Below are 15,695 nucleotides of genomic sequence, written 5' to 3'. Positions count from 1 at the left end.
AGATGTACAAATACAATGACTTCGACGAAGCTTTCGTGCGTGAACGCGTGTCGCAGTTCCGCGCCCAGGTCGAACGGCGCGTCGACGGAAGCCTCACCGAGGACGAATTCAAGCCGCTGCGCCTGATGAACGGCCTCTACCTGCAGCTTCACGCCTATATGCTGCGCGTCGCGATCCCCTATGGCACGCTGAACAGCGCGCAGATGCGTCAGCTGGCGTGGATCGCCGAACGCTGGGACAAGGGCTATGGCCATTTCACCACGCGGCAGAACATCCAGTACAACTGGCCGAAACTGCAGGATGTGCCCGATATGCTGGAGGCGCTGGCCGATGTCGGCATGCACGCCATCCAGACCTCCGGCAACACGATCCGCAACGTTACCGCCGACCATTTCGCAGGTGCTGCCGCCGACGAGATCGCTGATCCGCGCCCCGTAGCCGAGTTGTTGCGCCAGTGGTCGACAGATCACCCGGAATTCCAGTTTCTACCCCGGAAATTCAAGATCGCTGTCACCGGATCGCCCAACGACCGCGCCGTGACCAAGGCCCATGACATCGGCCTGCGCATGGTGCGGAATGCGGCCGGAGAACCCGGCTTCGAAGTCATCGTGGGCGGCGGCCTTGGCCGCACCCCGATGGTCGGCAAGGTCATCCGCGAGTTCCTGCCGCTGGCCGATCTGTTGCCATATTGCGAGGCCATCGTCAGCGTCTACAACCTGCTGGGACGGCGGGACAATAAGTACAAGGCGCGCATCAAAATCACCGTCGCCGAGAACGGATTGGAGAAAATCCGCGATCTGGTGGATGCACGTTTCGAACAAATCCGCCCCCAGTTCAGCGGGTTTGACCAGGAACTGCTTGCAGAAATCGAACAATCCTTCGCGCCGCCCGCCTTCCGGAACGCACCCTTGGACAAATACGACATCGCGCGCAGTCAGAACCCCGGTTTCCGCTCCTGGACGGACACGAACCTGTTCGAACATCGCGCGCCCGGCTATGCCATCGTCTCGGTTTCGCTCAAGGCACATGGCGCCACGCCGGGCGACGCAACCTCGGATCAGATGCGCGTTCTGGCAGACCTTGCCGAGCGTTTCGGTCATGACGAGTTGCGCATCAGCCACGAGCAGAACGTCATCCTGCCCCATGTCCACAAATCGGACCTGCCCGAGGTCTACGAGGCGCTGCGCGAGGCTGGCCTCGCGACCGCGAACATCGGGCTCATCTCCGACATCATCGCCTGCCCCGGCATGGATTACTGCGCGCTGGCTACCGCACGCTCGATCCCCGTGGCGCAGGAGATCGCGACGCGGTTCGACGAGTTGAAACTGGAGCACGAGATCGGTCCCCTGAAGATCAAGATCTCGGGCTGCATCAACGCCTGTGGCCATCACCATGTCGGCCATATCGGCATTCTCGGATTGGATCGCGCCGGCGTCGAGAACTACCAGATCACCCTTGGTGGCGACGGCACCGAAACCGCCACGATCGGCGAACGTGCCGGGCCGGGCTTTGCCTATGACGAGATCGTACCAGCCATCGAGCGGTTGATCGAAGCCTATCTCGACATCCGCGAGGACGCCTCCGAGACGTTCCTCGAGACCTATCGCCGCCTTGGAGCCGAGCCTTTCAAGGCCGCGCTCTACCCCGAGAAGGAAAAGGCCAATGCCGCTTGAAGCACCGCTCGATCCGGTTTCTGTCCGCGTTGCCGAACTGAACCGGCGCTATGCGCACCACTCGGCCGCCGATGTTCTGGCCCATGCCTTGACCGACCCGCAGGTCGGTCAAACCGCGCTGGTCTCATCTTTCGGCGCGGAATCGGTCGTGCTGCTGCACATGGTATCGGTCATCGACCGCAGTACGCCAATCCTGTTCATCGACACAGAGATGTTGTTCCCGGAAACGCTGGAATATCAAAGGGAAGTGGCGGATAGTTTAGCGTTAAACAATGTTCAGATAATTCGCCCTGACCGCGACCAGACCTTCCTGCGCGACCACGCAAACACGCTGCACCAGACCGCCCCCGACGCCTGCTGCGCGCTTCGGAAAACCGAGCCGCTGCAGGCCGCCGTCGCGCCCTTCGATGCCTGGATCACGGGTCGAAAACGCTATCAGGGCGGAAAGCGCGCCGCGCTGGACTTCTTCGAGGACGAGGGTGGCACACGCATCAAGATCAACCCGCTCGCCCATTGGGGCCCGGAGGATATCGCCGAGTACATGACCAACAACCGCCTGCCCCGCCATCCCCTGGTGGCCAGGGGCTATCCCTCCATTGGCTGCGCTCCCTGCACGACCCGCGTCGCTCCGGGCGAAGACCCGCGCGCCGGGCGCTGGCGCGGGCAGGACAAGGATGAATGCGGAATTCATTTCGTGAACGGCAAGGCCGTGCGCACGCCCCTGAAGGAGGCATCATGAGCATTATAGTCACCGACACCGGCTTCGATGCCGACGATTGGACCCACGGCTTTTTCGAACTGCCCCAGCTTGCCGCGAACGATGCTGCGCCCGTTGTGGCGGTGGACCTTCGCTCGGATGCCGACCCGGCGGCGCTGGCGGACAGGATCGATGCCATCGACCTGATCCGCGTTGATTTCCCCAGCTTTGCGGACGGGCGCGGCTTCAGCATCGCGCGGCGCCTGCGGCTGATGGGATATCAGGGACGGTTGCGCGCGAAAGGCCATATCATCGCCGATCAGTACGCCATGGCCCGCCGTTCGGGTTTCGATGAAGTCGAAATCTCCGAGGATCTGGCCGCCCGGCAGCCCGAGAACCAGTGGCTGGCCCGCGCCGAATGGCGCGCGCACGACTACCAATCGCGACTGCGCGCCTGAAGCACACTTTATCTGACCGAGATCAACGTTTAAGACGAGGAGTGGCCCTACCAAGGGTCCTATGGAAGATATGACCGAGCAAAGACCCGTGAACGAAGCCGCCGCCAAGCCTGTCACCCTGCCCGACGCCCAGACCGTCACCGCCGTCCAGCACTGGACCGACAAGCTGTTCTCGTTCCGCGTGACCCGGCCCGCGTCCCTGCGCTTCCGCTCGGGCGAGTTCGTGATGATCGGCCTTCTGGGCGACAACGGCAAACCGCTTCTGCGCGCATACTCGATCGCCTCTCCGGCATGGGACGACGAGTTGGAGTTCTACTCGATCAAGGTGCAGAACGGCCCCCTGACCTCGAAACTACAGCATATCCAGCCCGGCGATCAGATCATCCTGCGCCCAAAGCCTGTCGGCACGCTCGTCCTCGACGCGCTTCTGCCCGGCAAACGGCTGTGGTTCTTCGCCACCGGCACCGGCATCGCGCCCTTCGCTTCGCTTATGCGCGATCCGGACACCTATGAGCGGTACGAGCAGGTCATCATGATGCACACCTGCCGCGACGTGGCCGAACTGGAATACGGGCGCCAGTTGATCGACAGCATCCGCGCCGACGAGATGCTGGGCGAACTGATAGGCGAAGGCTTCGCCGACAAGCTGATCTACTACCCGACGACAACGCGCGAAGAGAGCCCGAAAATGGGCCGGATCACCGACAACCTGACCAGCGGCAAGGTGTTCGCGGATCTCGGGATCGGCGGCATCGACCCGGAACACGACCGTGGAATGGTCTGCGGCAGCCTGGCGTTCAACACCGACATGAAAGAGGTGCTCGAAGGCTTTGGGCTTGTGGAAGGCGCCAACAGCGACCCCAAGCAGTATGTCGTCGAGAAAGCCTTTGTCGGCGACGGGGTCTGATCGCTAGGATATAGTCAATTCAAATGAAAAGGCCGCCAGCAGTATGGCGGCCTTTTTCTTTCGCTCTTTCAGATGATTATTCCAGAGCCAGCGCGACCCGAACGTCTTCCAGAACGTCTTCCAGATCGGCGCGGCCTGCTTCTGCCGCCGCGAGATCGGCGGTCAGCTCGCCTTTCTCGGCCTCGTCCAGATGCGAGGCGTCGATGATCTCGAGCACCATCTCGCCGTTATAGGTTGCGGGCTGAAGCGCCGACAAACCAAACGCCGCAACGGCCAATGCACTGCCATCCGATCCGAAACCCTGCGGTTCTGGCTGCAAAACCTGCTCGGTCACGCGCCCCGGTTCAGTCTTAGCAATCTCCGGTTTCTGGTTGTTGAGCGACGTCAGGCCAATTACGCCGCCAACCGCCGCCACAGCGGCAAAAATCCAAATCAGTTGCCCCATCTTGTTTTTCCTACTCGACGAAAAACCCAACCCCTTCTGCGCTCCCTTCTAGCGGGTGGAATGGCAATTCCAATCGCCTTCGCGCTGCAGCGCGGAAATCGGCCAAAGGCGGCTGAGTCGGGGGGGGGCAGATCGGCGGATTTTTGTTTATTACGGGAAGCGCGCGGAGATACTTGCGAGTATTTGCAATTCGGCAACAGTCTGCCCCCGGGTCCGCTATCGGGCTATCAACGGGCCAAACCCGGCAAACAACTGGGAAAATAAAATCCCGATCCCGCCGAAATCCTGTTGAAACACTTGCAAACAAGGCTTAATTTGCGTGACCGTTGGAAATCAGAACAAAGGAAAACTCCTATCGCTCGCAGACCGCACAACGCACCACCCGTGCGTGACACTGGCCCCCGGATCAACGAACGTATCCGCGTGCCAGAAATCCGGCTCATCGGAGCCGATGGAGAGAATGTCGGCGTCGTCTCGCCCGAACGTGGGCTTGAGCTTGCCGAAGAAGCAGGGCTAGACCTTGTTGAAATCTCCCCCAATGCCTCGCCACCTGTCTGCAAGATCATGGACTATGGCAAGTTCAAGTATGAGCAGCAGAAGCGGGAGAGCGAGGCGCGCAAGAAGCAGAAGATCATCGAGGTCAAGGAAATCAAGTTCCGCCCCAACACGGACGTGCACGACTACGACGTGAAGATGCGGAACGTTAAGCGGTTCCTGGAAGATGGCGACAAGGTGAAGATCACGCTTCGGTTCCGCGGACGCGAGATGGCGCACCAGAATCTCGGTCGCGAACTTCTGGAGCGCGTGGCGGCGGATGTCGAAGGGCTCGGCAAGGTCGAGAACATGCCCAAGATGGAAGGTCGCCAGATGGTCATGATGATCGGTCCGGCAAAGTAAGGCACACCGCCCGAAAAAATGATTGAAAGCCCGCATTTTGATGCGGGCTTTTCTGTTTTTTTGGGGGGAGTCTGCGGCACCCGACCGTCCATAGACAAAAAATTTGATCAAACTCGACATTCCGCAGAGATATCAAGTTCATTAAGCGCCCTCGTTTCGTGCTTGATATTTGATCAAACCTGACTGAAAAGGAACCATCTCAAGGAGTTATCCCGTGGCTCGCAAACCCGCCCTGATCGCCGGAGTCCCTGCGTCGCGTCTCGAGGCCATCGCCCGGCGCGAGGCCGACCGCTACACCGCCGCCCGCCCCGCCACCAGGAAGGCGCTTGGCAAGGGGGCTGCGTCCTTTCTCGATTCCGTGCCCATGCACTGGATGAAGGACTGGCCGATGCCCTTCCCCATGCTCGTCGCCAGGGCGAAGGGGGCGCGGCTGACCGACATCGACGGGAACAAGCTCGATGACTTCTGCCTTGGCGATACCGGGTCGATGTTCGGCCATTCGCCGGCGCCCGTCGCGAAGGCGATCCGGAAGCAGGCAAGAAACGGCCTCACCTACATGCTGCCGACCGAGACTGCTCTGACGGCCGGACGACTTCTGACAGAGCGCTTCGGCGACTTCGCATGGCAGATCGCGACGACCGCGACCGATGCCAACCGCTTCGCCCTCCGCGTGGCCCGCGCGGTGACCGGACGCCCCAAGGTGCTGGTGTTCAACGGCTGCTATCATGGCACGGTCGACGACGCGATGGTCGCTCGCCACGACGGCGCAACCATCCCGCGTCCGGGGCTGGTGGGACAGGTGGCCGACCTGACCCGTGTCGCTGCCTGCGCCGAGTTCAACGATCTCGCCAGCGTCGAGGCGGAACTCAAGACCGGCGAGATCGCCGCGATCCTAACCGAACCGGTGATGACGAATTCCTGCATGGTGCTGCCCCAGCCCGGTTTCCACGAAGGCCTGCGACGGCTCGCGACCGATTACGGCGCGCTTCTGATCATCGACGAAACCCACACGATCTCCTCGGGGCTTGGCGGCTACACCCGGGTTCACGGGCTTGATCCCGACATCTTCGTCGTCGGGAAATGCGTTGCAGGCGGTGTGCCCACGGCGGTTTGGGGGCTTCGGCCGAAGGTGGCGGAAGGCTATCTGAGCTACCTCGGCGCGAAACCTGCCGGGCATTCCGGCATGGGTACGACCCTGTCGGCGAATCCGATGCAGTTCGCCTGCCTTGCCGCTACGCTTGGAAAGGTGATGACGGCCGAGAACTATGCGCGCATGGAAAAGCGCGCCGGACGGCTGGCACAGGGCCTTGCCCAGAGGATAGAGACCCGCGGGGCGCCATGGCACGTCGTGCGGGTCGGCGCTCGGGTGGAGTTCATCTGCGCGCCCGGCCCTCTCGGGAACGGTGCCGAGGCCGCCAACGCCCATGTGCCCGAGATCGAGACCGTGCTGCACACCGCGCTTCTGAACCGCGGCGTTCTGATCGCGCCCTTCCACAACATGATGCTGGTCAGCCCCGCCACGAAGAAACGCCAGATCGACCGGCTGATCGCCGCCTTCGATGAAATCCTTGCAGAGATGTTTGCCTGACGCCATGACCCAGACCTGCCCCACCGGCGCCGATGCCGCCGAAGCCGAAGCCTTCCTCGCCGATCATCCCGAGATTCAGGCCATCGACATCGTGCTGCACGACTCGAACGGGATCGGGCGCGGAAAGATCATCCGGCGGCACGAGCTTCTTTCACTCTACCGGTCGGGCCGGCACATGCCGATCTCGATCCTCGGGCTCGACGTCTGCGGCGAGGATGTACACGAGACCGGCCTTATCTGGGATCAGGGCGACGGTGACCTGCGCGCGTGGCCGATCCCCGGCACGTTGAAACCCATTCACGGGACCAGCCCTGCGCGTGCCGAGGTCCTGATGTCGCTCTACGAGCTTGACGGGCGACCGATGACTTCTGATCCGCGTCATGCGCTGCAGCGGCAGGTTCAGGTATTTGCCGAACGCGGACTAAGACCGGCCGCCGCCTTTGAGCTGGAATTCTTCCTCCTCTCGGGAGATCGCGGCCCGGATGGCAGGGTGCAGCCGGCGCGCGACGTGCTCGACGGCCGCGCCAGCCGCCGGACCGAGGTTTACTCCGTCGATCACCTGCACGGAATGCTGCCGCTGTTCTCGGACATCTATGCGGGCGCCGAGGCCATGGGCATCAAGGCCGAGACGCTGATCTCGGAGTATGCGCCCGGCCAATACGAACTGACGCTGCACTACCGCGAGGACGCGATGCAGGCCGCCGACGATATCGTGCGACTGAAGCGGATCGTCCGGCAGCACGCCCGCGCCCACGGGGTCACTGCCTGCTTCATGGCCAAGCCTGTCGAGGATTACGCGGGCTCGGGCATGCACTTCCATGTCTCGCTTCAGGACCTCGATGGGCGCAATGTGTTCGCCGAAGAGCCGGGACAGGGCTGGAACCCGGCGCTTCTCAACGCGCTTGGCGGACTACGTGCGACAATGGGAGAGGCGATGCTGGTCTTCGCGCCGCATCTCAATTCGTGGCGCCGCTTCGCCAGCCAGAGCTATGCGCCTGTCTCGACCGCATGGGGGGTCAACAACCGTTCGGTCGCGCTTCGCGTGCCCGAGGGAGACGTCAGCGCCCGCCGCATCGAGCATCGCCCGTCCGGAGTCGATGCCAATCCCTATCTCGTTGCCGCCGCGGTATTGGCCGGAATGGCTCACGGGATGGACCATCGGCTCGACCCCGGCCCCGAGACCACCGGCAACGCCTATGCCGAGGACCCCGACGGGCCGGTGATCCCGCGCGACTGGCGCAGTGCAATCACGGCCGCGACGCATTCGGACTTCCTGAAGCAGGCCTTCGGCGAGGACATGCACCGCACTTTCACCGCCGTGAAGGAGGCCGAGTACGCGCGCGTGGCCCGCACGATCAGCGAACTCGACTACGACCTCTACCTGCACACGATCTGACCGGCAGAGCCCGTATCTATCCCGGCCAGCGGAACCCTTGCGCCGCCCGCATCAGAGCGGCGGCAGCGGGCGAATGCTGGCGGCCCGGCACGCTGGCCGCGACCACGTTGCGCGAGACTTCGGGTTCGATCAGAGGCCGTTGCACAAGACCCGGAAGCGTCACGGAATATTCCGGCATGAATGCAAATCCGATACCTGCCAGCACCATCGCCTGCACCCAGTCCTCGCGCTCTGAACGGAACCGCGCATAGAGATCGATGTCGCGGCTTTTGCAGACGCCCATCACCATTTCCCGCAACTCGCACGCCAGCCGGTCGACATATGGCTGCCCGGAAAGTTCGCCCAGCATCACCGCATTCGCCGCTGCCATCCGGTGTCCCGGTGGGAAAACAACAACATAGCGCTCCTCGTAAAGAGGTGTCAGGCGGAAGCGATCATCGCCATCATCCATCCGCGTAAAGATCGCCAGGTCCAGTTCACCCGAGTCGAGTTGCCTTTCAAGTTCGCCTCGCGGTGCCTCCGAGACCGCCAGTTCGATACCTTCGTGGCGGCGCTCGAATTCGGCGAGGAAGCGGGCCAATCGAAGATGCCCGATCGTGTTCTGAACCCCTAGCTTGACCGGCACCTGCGCCAGAAGACGGAAATTGTCCGCCAGTGCCCGCGTCGCCTCGGCCTCTTCCGCGATCGACCTGAAATGCGGAAGCATGGATCGCCCGAACCCCGAAAGACTGATCCGGCGACCTTCACGGTTGAACAAAGGCGCACCCAGTTCCGCCTCAAGCGCCTTGATCCCCTTGGTCAAGGCAGGCTGCGTTACGCCACACTCCTCCGCCGCCCGCGTGAAATTCAGGTGATGAGCGGCTGAGAGCACATACCGAATCTGACCCATTTCCATGCTGCACACCCCCTTCATGAGCCATGGTCTTGGCGGCTGAACCCTAACATGGGAATTCAAAACCTGCGGTTATCATCCCATAACCCCGCGTTTGCGCAAAATGCGGAATATTCACCCTACCACAACATTGGAGGACAGCATGTCGGTATTCATGGTGGAGCGCGATCTCAAGGGGATCAGCATGGAGGCTTTGGGTGGCGCGCAGAAGGCGGCCATCGCCGAAGCGGAAAAGATGCGCGGCGAGGGGAGCAAGATCGGGTATATCCGCTCGACCTTCGCGCCGGACGACGGGCGCTGCATGTGCCTGTTCGACGGGGAGAGCGCGGCACAGGTGCAGGAACTGAACGATCGCGCGGGCCTGCCCTATTCGCGGGTCGTCGCCGCAATGGACCTGACACCCTGAGACAGAACTTGCCGGAATGAATAGGCGCTGCCCCCTGATTCCGCATGGCCGGACCGGGGCAGCCCTCCCTCGCATCACCGCCTTGTCGGTATGCGCCGGGTCGGACCATCCCGATTGGATGATTTTCGATCAACATATCACGGTTTTGGGCAAAATTGTTTTCGATACAGATACAATTTACTATCAATCATGGCGAAATCTTGCCAGTGCCGCCCGGTGCTCTAGAGTGGCGGAAGTAATGTAAGGACGAGTGATATGGTAGCGGGGGCTGCTATGTCCGGCGATCTTTCCGATGCCGAGTGGCTGGAAAAGCTGCGCGGAATCGGCGAGAGAGACGGCTATTTTTCAAACCTGGGTCCGGATCATGCCTCGATCTTCGTCGAGCGTTCCCATGACGTGCTTTTCGTTGCCTTCGAAACACTGTTCGGCATCCGCTCGGTCAGCGACACCGGCATGCCGGTCGGCTTCGATGTCTGCAACCGCCGGGGCTGGTCGCATCTTTCCCTGATCACTCAGAAACAGACATGGTTCCGCGACCAGCGGGTCTGGAACTACTTCGACCGGCTCGTCGACTATGGTTTCTTCGAGGATTTCGATCGCGTCATCGTCTACGGCGCGGGGATGTGCGGCTATGCCGCCGCCGCCTTCTCGGTCGTGGCGCCTGGCGCACAGGTCATCCTCGTCTCGCCGCAGGCGACGCTGGACCGGACGCGGACGCAATGGGACAGCCGCTTTCCGACGGCGCGGCGACTGGATTTCTCGTCGCGGTACGCCTACGCCCCCGACATGCTCGAGGCGGCGTCTCAGGCCTTCCTGATCTACGACCCCGACGAGGCCGAGGATGCGATGCACGCCTCGCTGTTCCAGGGCTCGAACATCCATCACCACCGCTACCGGCGCGGCCGGGCCGGCGCGATCGAAGCGGATCTGCGCGCCCTCGGACTCGTGTCGGTCCTGGCTGAAAAGGCCGCGAACGGCGTTCTCACACCGGCGAAGCTGGCTTCGATCCTGAGACTGAGAAAGCGCCATGTGCCCTATCTCAGGGCACTTCTGGCGCGCGTCCTCTCCGAGGACCGTCCTGCACTGACGGCGGCGCTATGCCGGGCGGTGCTGAAGGACAGACCAATTCCGCGCTTCAAGCAGCATCTCGAAGAGGCTGAGCGACAGCTTGCGGCGGAACGTGGCGAAGATGTTTCTGATGTCGAGCAAGCGCAGGACCGCGCTTAGGCTCTCGGCGGCTCAGTAGCCACCAAGGCTTGCGATAAAGCTGCGCTGCAATCCGGCACGGTCATAGCCGCGCCGAGCCAATTCACGGTCGCTCAGGGAAAACAGGTCGTGATAGCGGGCACTCGGGCCGAACGCGGCCAGGAAACCAGCAAGCCAAGCGGGGGACGCCATGGGTAACTCCAGTGTACATGCGTTTCAGAATTGCCCGATAAATGGGCAGAATATGAACGCCGGACAAGCACCGGTTCAGCATACCCGCCATGGCGGCGCTGCATAACTCGGCTGGGAGCGTGCGTCTTCAGCTGTCGTAATCGGGCCGCTTGCCGGTGCGCCATTTCTCGATCAGCTTTGGCCCGAAAACGCCGGCAACAGCGCCCAGCGCCAGTGGCGCCGCATGGGGCTCTGCGACGAGCATCGACAGAATCGCCGCACCCAGCAAACAGACCGCGAACGACAATAGAGCCATCTCCTTCGGTGCGATCGGAGTGTCGTCCAGAAGAATTCCGTCAAGCGCGGCCTTTATCCGCGGCTCCGCATAGGGCGCGACCCAACCCGCCGCCAGCCCGAGAATGAAAGTGCCAAACATGTCTTGCTCCAAGCCGTTCGTCGTCTCGCCGCCTCCAGTCTGTCCCGAGCCCTCCACCTCTGGCAAGCCCCCGCGCGATCCGGTAGAGGAACCACATGACCGAGAGCCTCACGATCCGCCGCCCCGATGACTGGCACCTCCACCTGCGCGATGGTGCGATGCTGGAGGGTGTCCTTCCCTGGACCGCCCGCCATTTCGCACGGGCCATCGTCATGCCGAACCTCGTGCCGCCGGTCGTGACGGGCGCCGAGGCAGCGGCCTACCGCGAGCGCATCCTCGCCGCCCTGCCCGACGGCATGACCTTCGAACCGCTGATGACGCTCTACCTGACCGAGGACACCGATCCCGAAGACGTCGCAGCCGCCGCGGAAAGCGGGCTGGTGAAGGCGGTCAAGCTGTACCCGGCAGGTGCCACCACGAATTCGGCCTCGGGCGTGCGCGACTTCGACAAGGTCCGGCCGGTGCTGGAGCGCATGGCGGAGATCGGGCTGCCGCTCTGTGTGCATGGTGAGGTCACCCGGCGCGAAATCGACATTTTCGACCGCGAAGCCGTCTTCATCGACGAGGTGCTTGACCCGATCCGCCGGGCAACCCCCGGGCTGCGGGTTGTCATGGAACACATTACCACCGCAGAGGCCGCAGCATATGCCGCCGAGGGCGACGAGACACTGGCCGCGACGATCACCGTTCAGCACCTGATGCTGGACCGCAACGACATGCTGGTGGGCGGCATGCGCCCGCATCTCTACTGTCTTCCGATCCTCAAGCGCGGCACACACCGCCCGAAACTGGTCGAGGCCGCGACAGGCGGCTCGCCGCGCTTTTTCCTCGGCACCGACAGCGCGCCGCATCCGACCCACGCGAAAGAGGCCGAATGCTGCGCTGCCGGTTGCTTTACCGCCCCGGTCGCCCTGTCCTGCCTTGCGGAGATTTTCGACGAGGCGGACGCGCTCGACCGGCTGGAGGCGTTCACCTCGCTGAACGGACCGGCCTTCTACGGAGTGCCTGTGAACGAGGAGCGGATCACGCTGACCAGGGGCGCGCCGATCGACATCCCCGCGAAGATCGAAACCGGCGCGGGACCCGTGAGCGTTTTCAACCCCGGCCGGCCGGTCCATTGGAGAGTGACGTGATGATCGGTGCGCTGCGCGCACCGATCCGCCGGGGGCGCTGCCCCCGGACCCCCGGAGTATTTTCGAAAAGAAGAAGACAGGAGCCGCCGAGATGATCCCCACCAGCTTTCCCGACAAGCAAGAGATCGCCCGCCTTTCGGCGAATATGCTCCTCGAAGTCGGCGCGGTGCATTTTAACGCGAAAGACCCGTTCACGCTGGCCTCCGGGTTGCCCTCGCCCACCTATATCGATTGCCGCAAGCTGATCTCCTTTCCCCGCATCCGGGCCACGCTGATGGATTTCATGGCGGTGACCGTGATGCGCGAGGCTGGCTTCGAAGCCTTCGACAACATCGCGGGCGGCGAGACCGCGGGCATTCCCTTTGCCGCCATGGTCGCCGAACGCCTGGCGCTGCCGATGACCTATGTCAGGAAGAAGCCCAAGGGCTATGGCCGGAATGCCCGGATCGAAGGCGTGATGACCGAGGGACAGCGGGTTCTTCTTGTGGAGGATCTGACGACCGACGGCGGCTCGAAACTGTCATTCGTCGACGCGATCCGCGAGACCGGGGCCACTTGCGGGCATACCGCCGTGATCTTCTACTACGGCATCTTTCCAGAGACGATCGACACGCTGGCGGCCCACGGCGTCCACTTGCACCATCTGTGCACATGGTGGGACGTGCTGGAAGCTGCGCGCGAGGGCGAACGCTTCGATGCCGAAACCCTGAGCGAAGTCGAGAACTTCCTGCGCGCGCCGCGCCCCTGGCAAGAGGCGCGCAAAAAATAGTGTGCGATTGAACCACTTCATGTTGACCCGAAGGCCCGCCTGACCCCAAGATGATGGGGAAATCGAGTTGTCCACAGGTGATCCACAGGATTTCCAGATAGACCTGTAAGGCCGCGGCGCGTATGGAGTGCGCAGGGGACGGTACAAGAAAAAGAGGGCAGGAATGAGCGAAATCGCTCGCATGAAACCGGCTGGCGACATGACCGCCGAGACCGAGACAGTGCCACATAATATCGAAGCGGAACAACAGCTTCTGGGCGCGATTCTGACCAATAACGATATCTATGATCGCGTGGCCGGCGTGATCAACGAGAGCCATTTCTACGACCCCGTTCATGCGCGAATCTACGAGGTCGCGGCGAGTCGGATCGCCAAGAACGCGCTGGCCTCGCCGGTGACGCTGAAGGCGTTCCTCGAGGACGATCCCGGACTGAAGGAGTTGGGTGGAGCGGCCTATCTGGTCCGCCTTGCGGGCGCCGCGATCAGTTCTTTCGCCGCGCGCGACTATGCGCAGATGATCTACGACCTCGCGATCCGGCGGAAGCTGATGGAGCTTGGCCGCGAGATCGTCTCGAAGGCCCAGAAGGTCGAGGTCGCGAACGAACCCAAGGAACAGATCGTCGAAGCCGAACAGGCGCTGTACAAGCTTGGCGAGGCCGGAACCACGTCAAGCGGATTTCAGTCCTTCCTCAAAGCGGTCACCGATGCCGTCAACGTCGCCAACGCGGCATACCAGCGGGATGGTGGCCTGGCGGGTGTCTCGACCGGGCTGACCGACATGGACAAGAAGCTGGGCGGCCTGCATCGCTCGGATCTTCTGATCCTTGCCGGGCGTCCCTCGATGGGCAAGACGTCGCTGGCCACGAACATCGCCTTCAACATCGCCAAGGCCTACAAGCGCGGCCGCTTGCCCGATGGCGGCGAGGGGGCTATCGATGGGGGCGTGGTAGGCTTCTATTCGCTGGAAATGAGCGCCGAACAGCTGGCCGCGCGGATCCTCTCGGAAGCCGCCGAAGTGCCATCCGAGCAGATCCGGCGCGGCGACATGACCGAAGCCGAGTTCCGCCGCTTCGTCGAAGCCGCGAAGGCGCTCGAGGCCTGCCCGCTCTATATCGACGACACGCCCGCCCTGCCCATCTCGCAGCTGGCCGCCCGCGCCCGGCGCCTGAAGCGCGAGCATGGGCTTGACGTGCTGATCATCGACTATCTCCAGCTGGTCCGGCCCGCGACGGCCAAGGACAGCCGGGTGAACGAGGTCTCGGAGATCACGCAAGGTCTCAAGGCCATCGCCAAGGAACTGGATATTCCGGTGATCGCACTGTCGCAGTTGTCGCGACAGGTCGAGAACCGCGAGGACAAACGCCCGCAACTGTCGGATCTACGTGAATCGGGCTCTATCGAGCAGGACGCCGATGTCGTGATGTTCGTGTTCCGCGAGGAATACTACAAGGAACGGGAGAAACCCGGCGATCACGATCTGGAGGCCATGGCAAAGTGGCAGGAGGAGATGGAACGTCTTCACGGCCGCGCCGAAGTGATTATCGGCAAGCAGCGCCATGGCCCCATCGGCACCGTGGAACTCTCCTTCGAGGGCCGCTTCACGCGCTTCGGCAATCTCGTGAAGCCCTGGCAGCAGGGCGGCGGCGACGGGTTCTGAGGGATAAGCGTCGGGCTTTCGGGACCGGGCCGAGAGCATCGACAAATTCAAAAGGCGTTTCTGTATCGCAACCCGATACATGCAGTAACGTGGTCGATCAATCTACTCGAGCGATGTCCGCGACGTCGGCGTACATACTGATTTTGAACCATTTTGGGATCGTTTTCTCGAGCATGGCGTCGCCCACCATGAAAAACCGGCCCCGGTCGCTCTCGCGATCAATCGTACTGCGCCCCAGGTATATTCCGGTAAGTGCCGACACCGCAGTCTCGACATATAGGTCCACGTCAAACCCGGGATCAGACGCGCAAAGCTCCACAGGCGAATTTGGGACAACCAATAGCCAATAGGTCGACGCAGGAGACGTCGCATCCGAGAAGTTGAAACGGATCACTATCCTGCGCTGTGGCAACTCCTCGGCTACGATGCGCTTTTGCAGCGTCCACATCAGTACGTCCGCATCGCGATCCTCCAGAGCAATTTCCGCGGCGATATGGCGCTGAGCCCATCTCGCCAGACCTTGCAATATCGGGTCGAGTTCTGCCGCCTTTTCGGTGCGGACATAGTCAATTGCTCCGGAGGCACGATCCTCTATGCGCTCAACCAACCCGTTCTCCTGCATTTCCTTGAGACGACGTGTCAACAGCGTTGGAGATATTCCGGGCAAACCGCGGCGAATGTCGTTAAAGCGCGTCGATCCCGCCCAGAGCTCGCCGAGAATCTGAATCGTCCACCTTGGGTTGAGCACTTCGCAGGCTTTGGACGTAGGACAAAAAAGCCCGTATGGCTTCGACATGGTCACACCTCGCGTTCTCTTTGCGTGTCCAGGGAGAATGCTAGCGCATCAGGTCAAGCAGCGACCAGTACACTTATTGTACTGGAGGTGGTTCACTTTCTACACTGCCCGACGAGCTGCCATGAATGCCATCTTGCCTGCACGCTCTGAATAAATGAGTGCAAGCAA

Annotated in this window: 17 protein-coding genes; 12 read left to right on the top strand and 5 right to left on the bottom strand. The window is 62.2% G+C overall.

The window, feature by feature from the left end; all coding sequences use genetic code 11:
- Positions 1–2 precede the first annotated feature (2 nt).
- The 4 genes from ACKLNI_RS20330 to ACKLNI_RS20315 all read left to right on the top strand — a co-directional run bounded on the left by ACKLNI_RS20330 (position 3) and on the right by ACKLNI_RS20315 (position 3,735).
- Complete coding sequence (locus tag ACKLNI_RS20330; RefSeq protein WP_413720938.1) at positions 3–1,673, top strand: nitrite/sulfite reductase; 1,671 nt, start codon at positions 3–5, stop codon at positions 1,671–1,673.
- Entirely contained in the window at positions 1,663–2,412 is a 750-nt protein-coding gene (locus ACKLNI_RS20325) for a phosphoadenylyl-sulfate reductase (RefSeq protein WP_413720937.1), read from the top strand. Before ACKLNI_RS20330 ends, ACKLNI_RS20325 begins: the two co-directional genes overlap by 11 nt.
- Complete coding sequence (locus ACKLNI_RS20320; RefSeq protein WP_413720936.1) at positions 2,409–2,828, top strand: DUF934 domain-containing protein; 420 nt, start codon at positions 2,409–2,411, stop codon at positions 2,826–2,828. Before ACKLNI_RS20325 ends, ACKLNI_RS20320 begins: the two co-directional genes overlap by 4 nt.
- 70 nt (positions 2,829–2,898) lie before the next feature.
- Complete coding sequence (locus ACKLNI_RS20315; protein ID WP_413720935.1) at positions 2,899–3,735, top strand: ferredoxin--NADP reductase; 837 nt, start codon at positions 2,899–2,901, stop codon at positions 3,733–3,735.
- Positions 3,736–3,811: 76 nt separating this feature from the next.
- Here the strand turns inward: ACKLNI_RS20315 and ACKLNI_RS20310 are convergent, their stop codons facing one another.
- The gene (locus ACKLNI_RS20310; protein WP_413720934.1) at positions 3,812–4,180 is read right to left on the bottom strand and encodes a hypothetical protein; all 369 of its coding nucleotides are present in this window, start codon (positions 4,178–4,180) and stop codon (positions 3,812–3,814) included.
- A gap of 384 nt (positions 4,181–4,564) precedes the next feature.
- On the opposite strand from ACKLNI_RS20310, the gene infC reads away from it, so the two are divergent.
- From infC to ACKLNI_RS20295, 3 genes are all read left to right on the top strand, one after another.
- Positions 4,565–5,077: a translation initiation factor IF-3 gene (gene infC, locus ACKLNI_RS20305; RefSeq protein ID WP_413720933.1), complete on the top strand. Its 513-nt coding sequence runs from the start codon at positions 4,565–4,567 to the stop codon at positions 5,075–5,077.
- Between the two features lie 214 nt (positions 5,078–5,291).
- Positions 5,292–6,665 (top strand): aspartate aminotransferase family protein, encoded by a 1,374-nt coding sequence (locus ACKLNI_RS20300; protein ID WP_413720932.1) that lies wholly within the window; start codon positions 5,292–5,294, stop codon positions 6,663–6,665.
- 4 nt (positions 6,666–6,669) lie between these two features.
- Entirely contained in the window at positions 6,670–8,061 is a 1,392-nt protein-coding gene (locus ACKLNI_RS20295) for a glutamine synthetase family protein (protein WP_413720931.1), read from the top strand.
- Between the two features lie 16 nt (positions 8,062–8,077).
- On the opposite strand, the gene ACKLNI_RS20290 is transcribed toward ACKLNI_RS20295, so the two are convergent.
- Positions 8,078–8,956 (bottom strand): LysR family transcriptional regulator, encoded by an 879-nt coding sequence (locus tag ACKLNI_RS20290; RefSeq protein WP_413720930.1) that lies wholly within the window; start codon positions 8,954–8,956, stop codon positions 8,078–8,080.
- Positions 8,957–9,095: 139 nt separating this feature from the next.
- On the opposite strand from ACKLNI_RS20290, the gene ACKLNI_RS20285 reads away from it, so the two are divergent.
- Together ACKLNI_RS20285 and ACKLNI_RS20280 are read left to right on the top strand one after the other, a co-directional pair.
- The gene (locus tag ACKLNI_RS20285) at positions 9,096–9,359 is read left to right on the top strand and encodes a DUF4242 domain-containing protein (protein ID WP_413720929.1); all 264 of its coding nucleotides are present in this window, start codon (positions 9,096–9,098) and stop codon (positions 9,357–9,359) included.
- A gap of 273 nt (positions 9,360–9,632) precedes the next feature.
- On the top strand, positions 9,633–10,586 hold the full coding sequence (locus tag ACKLNI_RS20280) for a phosphoadenosine phosphosulfate reductase (RefSeq protein ID WP_413720928.1): 954 nt from the start codon (positions 9,633–9,635) through the stop codon (positions 10,584–10,586).
- A 12-nt stretch (positions 10,587–10,598) separates the two neighbouring features.
- Here ACKLNI_RS20280 and ACKLNI_RS20275 read toward each other — a convergent pair whose 3' ends face one another.
- Entirely contained in the window at positions 10,599–10,757 is a 159-nt protein-coding gene (locus tag ACKLNI_RS20275; protein WP_413720927.1) for a hypothetical protein, read from the bottom strand.
- Between the two features lie 127 nt (positions 10,758–10,884).
- On the bottom strand, positions 10,885–11,172 hold the full coding sequence (locus tag ACKLNI_RS20270) for a hypothetical protein (protein WP_413720926.1): 288 nt from the start codon (positions 11,170–11,172) through the stop codon (positions 10,885–10,887).
- 95 nt (positions 11,173–11,267) lie between these two features.
- On the opposite strand from ACKLNI_RS20270, the gene pyrC reads away from it, so the two are divergent.
- The 3 genes from pyrC (at position 11,268) to ACKLNI_RS20255 (ending at position 14,731) form a co-directional block, all read left to right on the top strand.
- Complete coding sequence (gene pyrC, locus ACKLNI_RS20265) at positions 11,268–12,305, top strand: dihydroorotase (protein ID WP_413720925.1); 1,038 nt, start codon at positions 11,268–11,270, stop codon at positions 12,303–12,305.
- A gap of 91 nt (positions 12,306–12,396) precedes the next feature.
- On the top strand, positions 12,397–13,074 hold the full coding sequence (locus ACKLNI_RS20260) for an orotate phosphoribosyltransferase (protein ID WP_413720924.1): 678 nt from the start codon (positions 12,397–12,399) through the stop codon (positions 13,072–13,074).
- 163 nt (positions 13,075–13,237) lie between these two features.
- Positions 13,238–14,731, top strand: coding sequence for a replicative DNA helicase (locus tag ACKLNI_RS20255; protein WP_413720923.1), 1,494 nt, complete (start codon positions 13,238–13,240; stop codon positions 14,729–14,731).
- Positions 14,732–14,828: 97 nt separating this feature from the next.
- Here the strand turns inward: ACKLNI_RS20255 and ACKLNI_RS20250 are convergent, their stop codons facing one another.
- On the bottom strand, positions 14,829–15,527 hold the full coding sequence (locus tag ACKLNI_RS20250) for a winged helix-turn-helix transcriptional regulator (RefSeq protein WP_413721133.1): 699 nt from the start codon (positions 15,525–15,527) through the stop codon (positions 14,829–14,831).
- Between the last annotated feature and the right edge of the window lie 168 nt (positions 15,528–15,695).

Origin of the sequence: Silicimonas lutimaris (assembly GCF_047314965.1) — a bacterium.
Lineage (GTDB): Bacteria > Pseudomonadota > Alphaproteobacteria > Rhodobacterales > Rhodobacteraceae > JAVJUV01.
The sequence above is the reverse complement of the archived record's forward strand: the minus strand, read 5'-3'. Positions and strand labels throughout refer to the sequence as shown.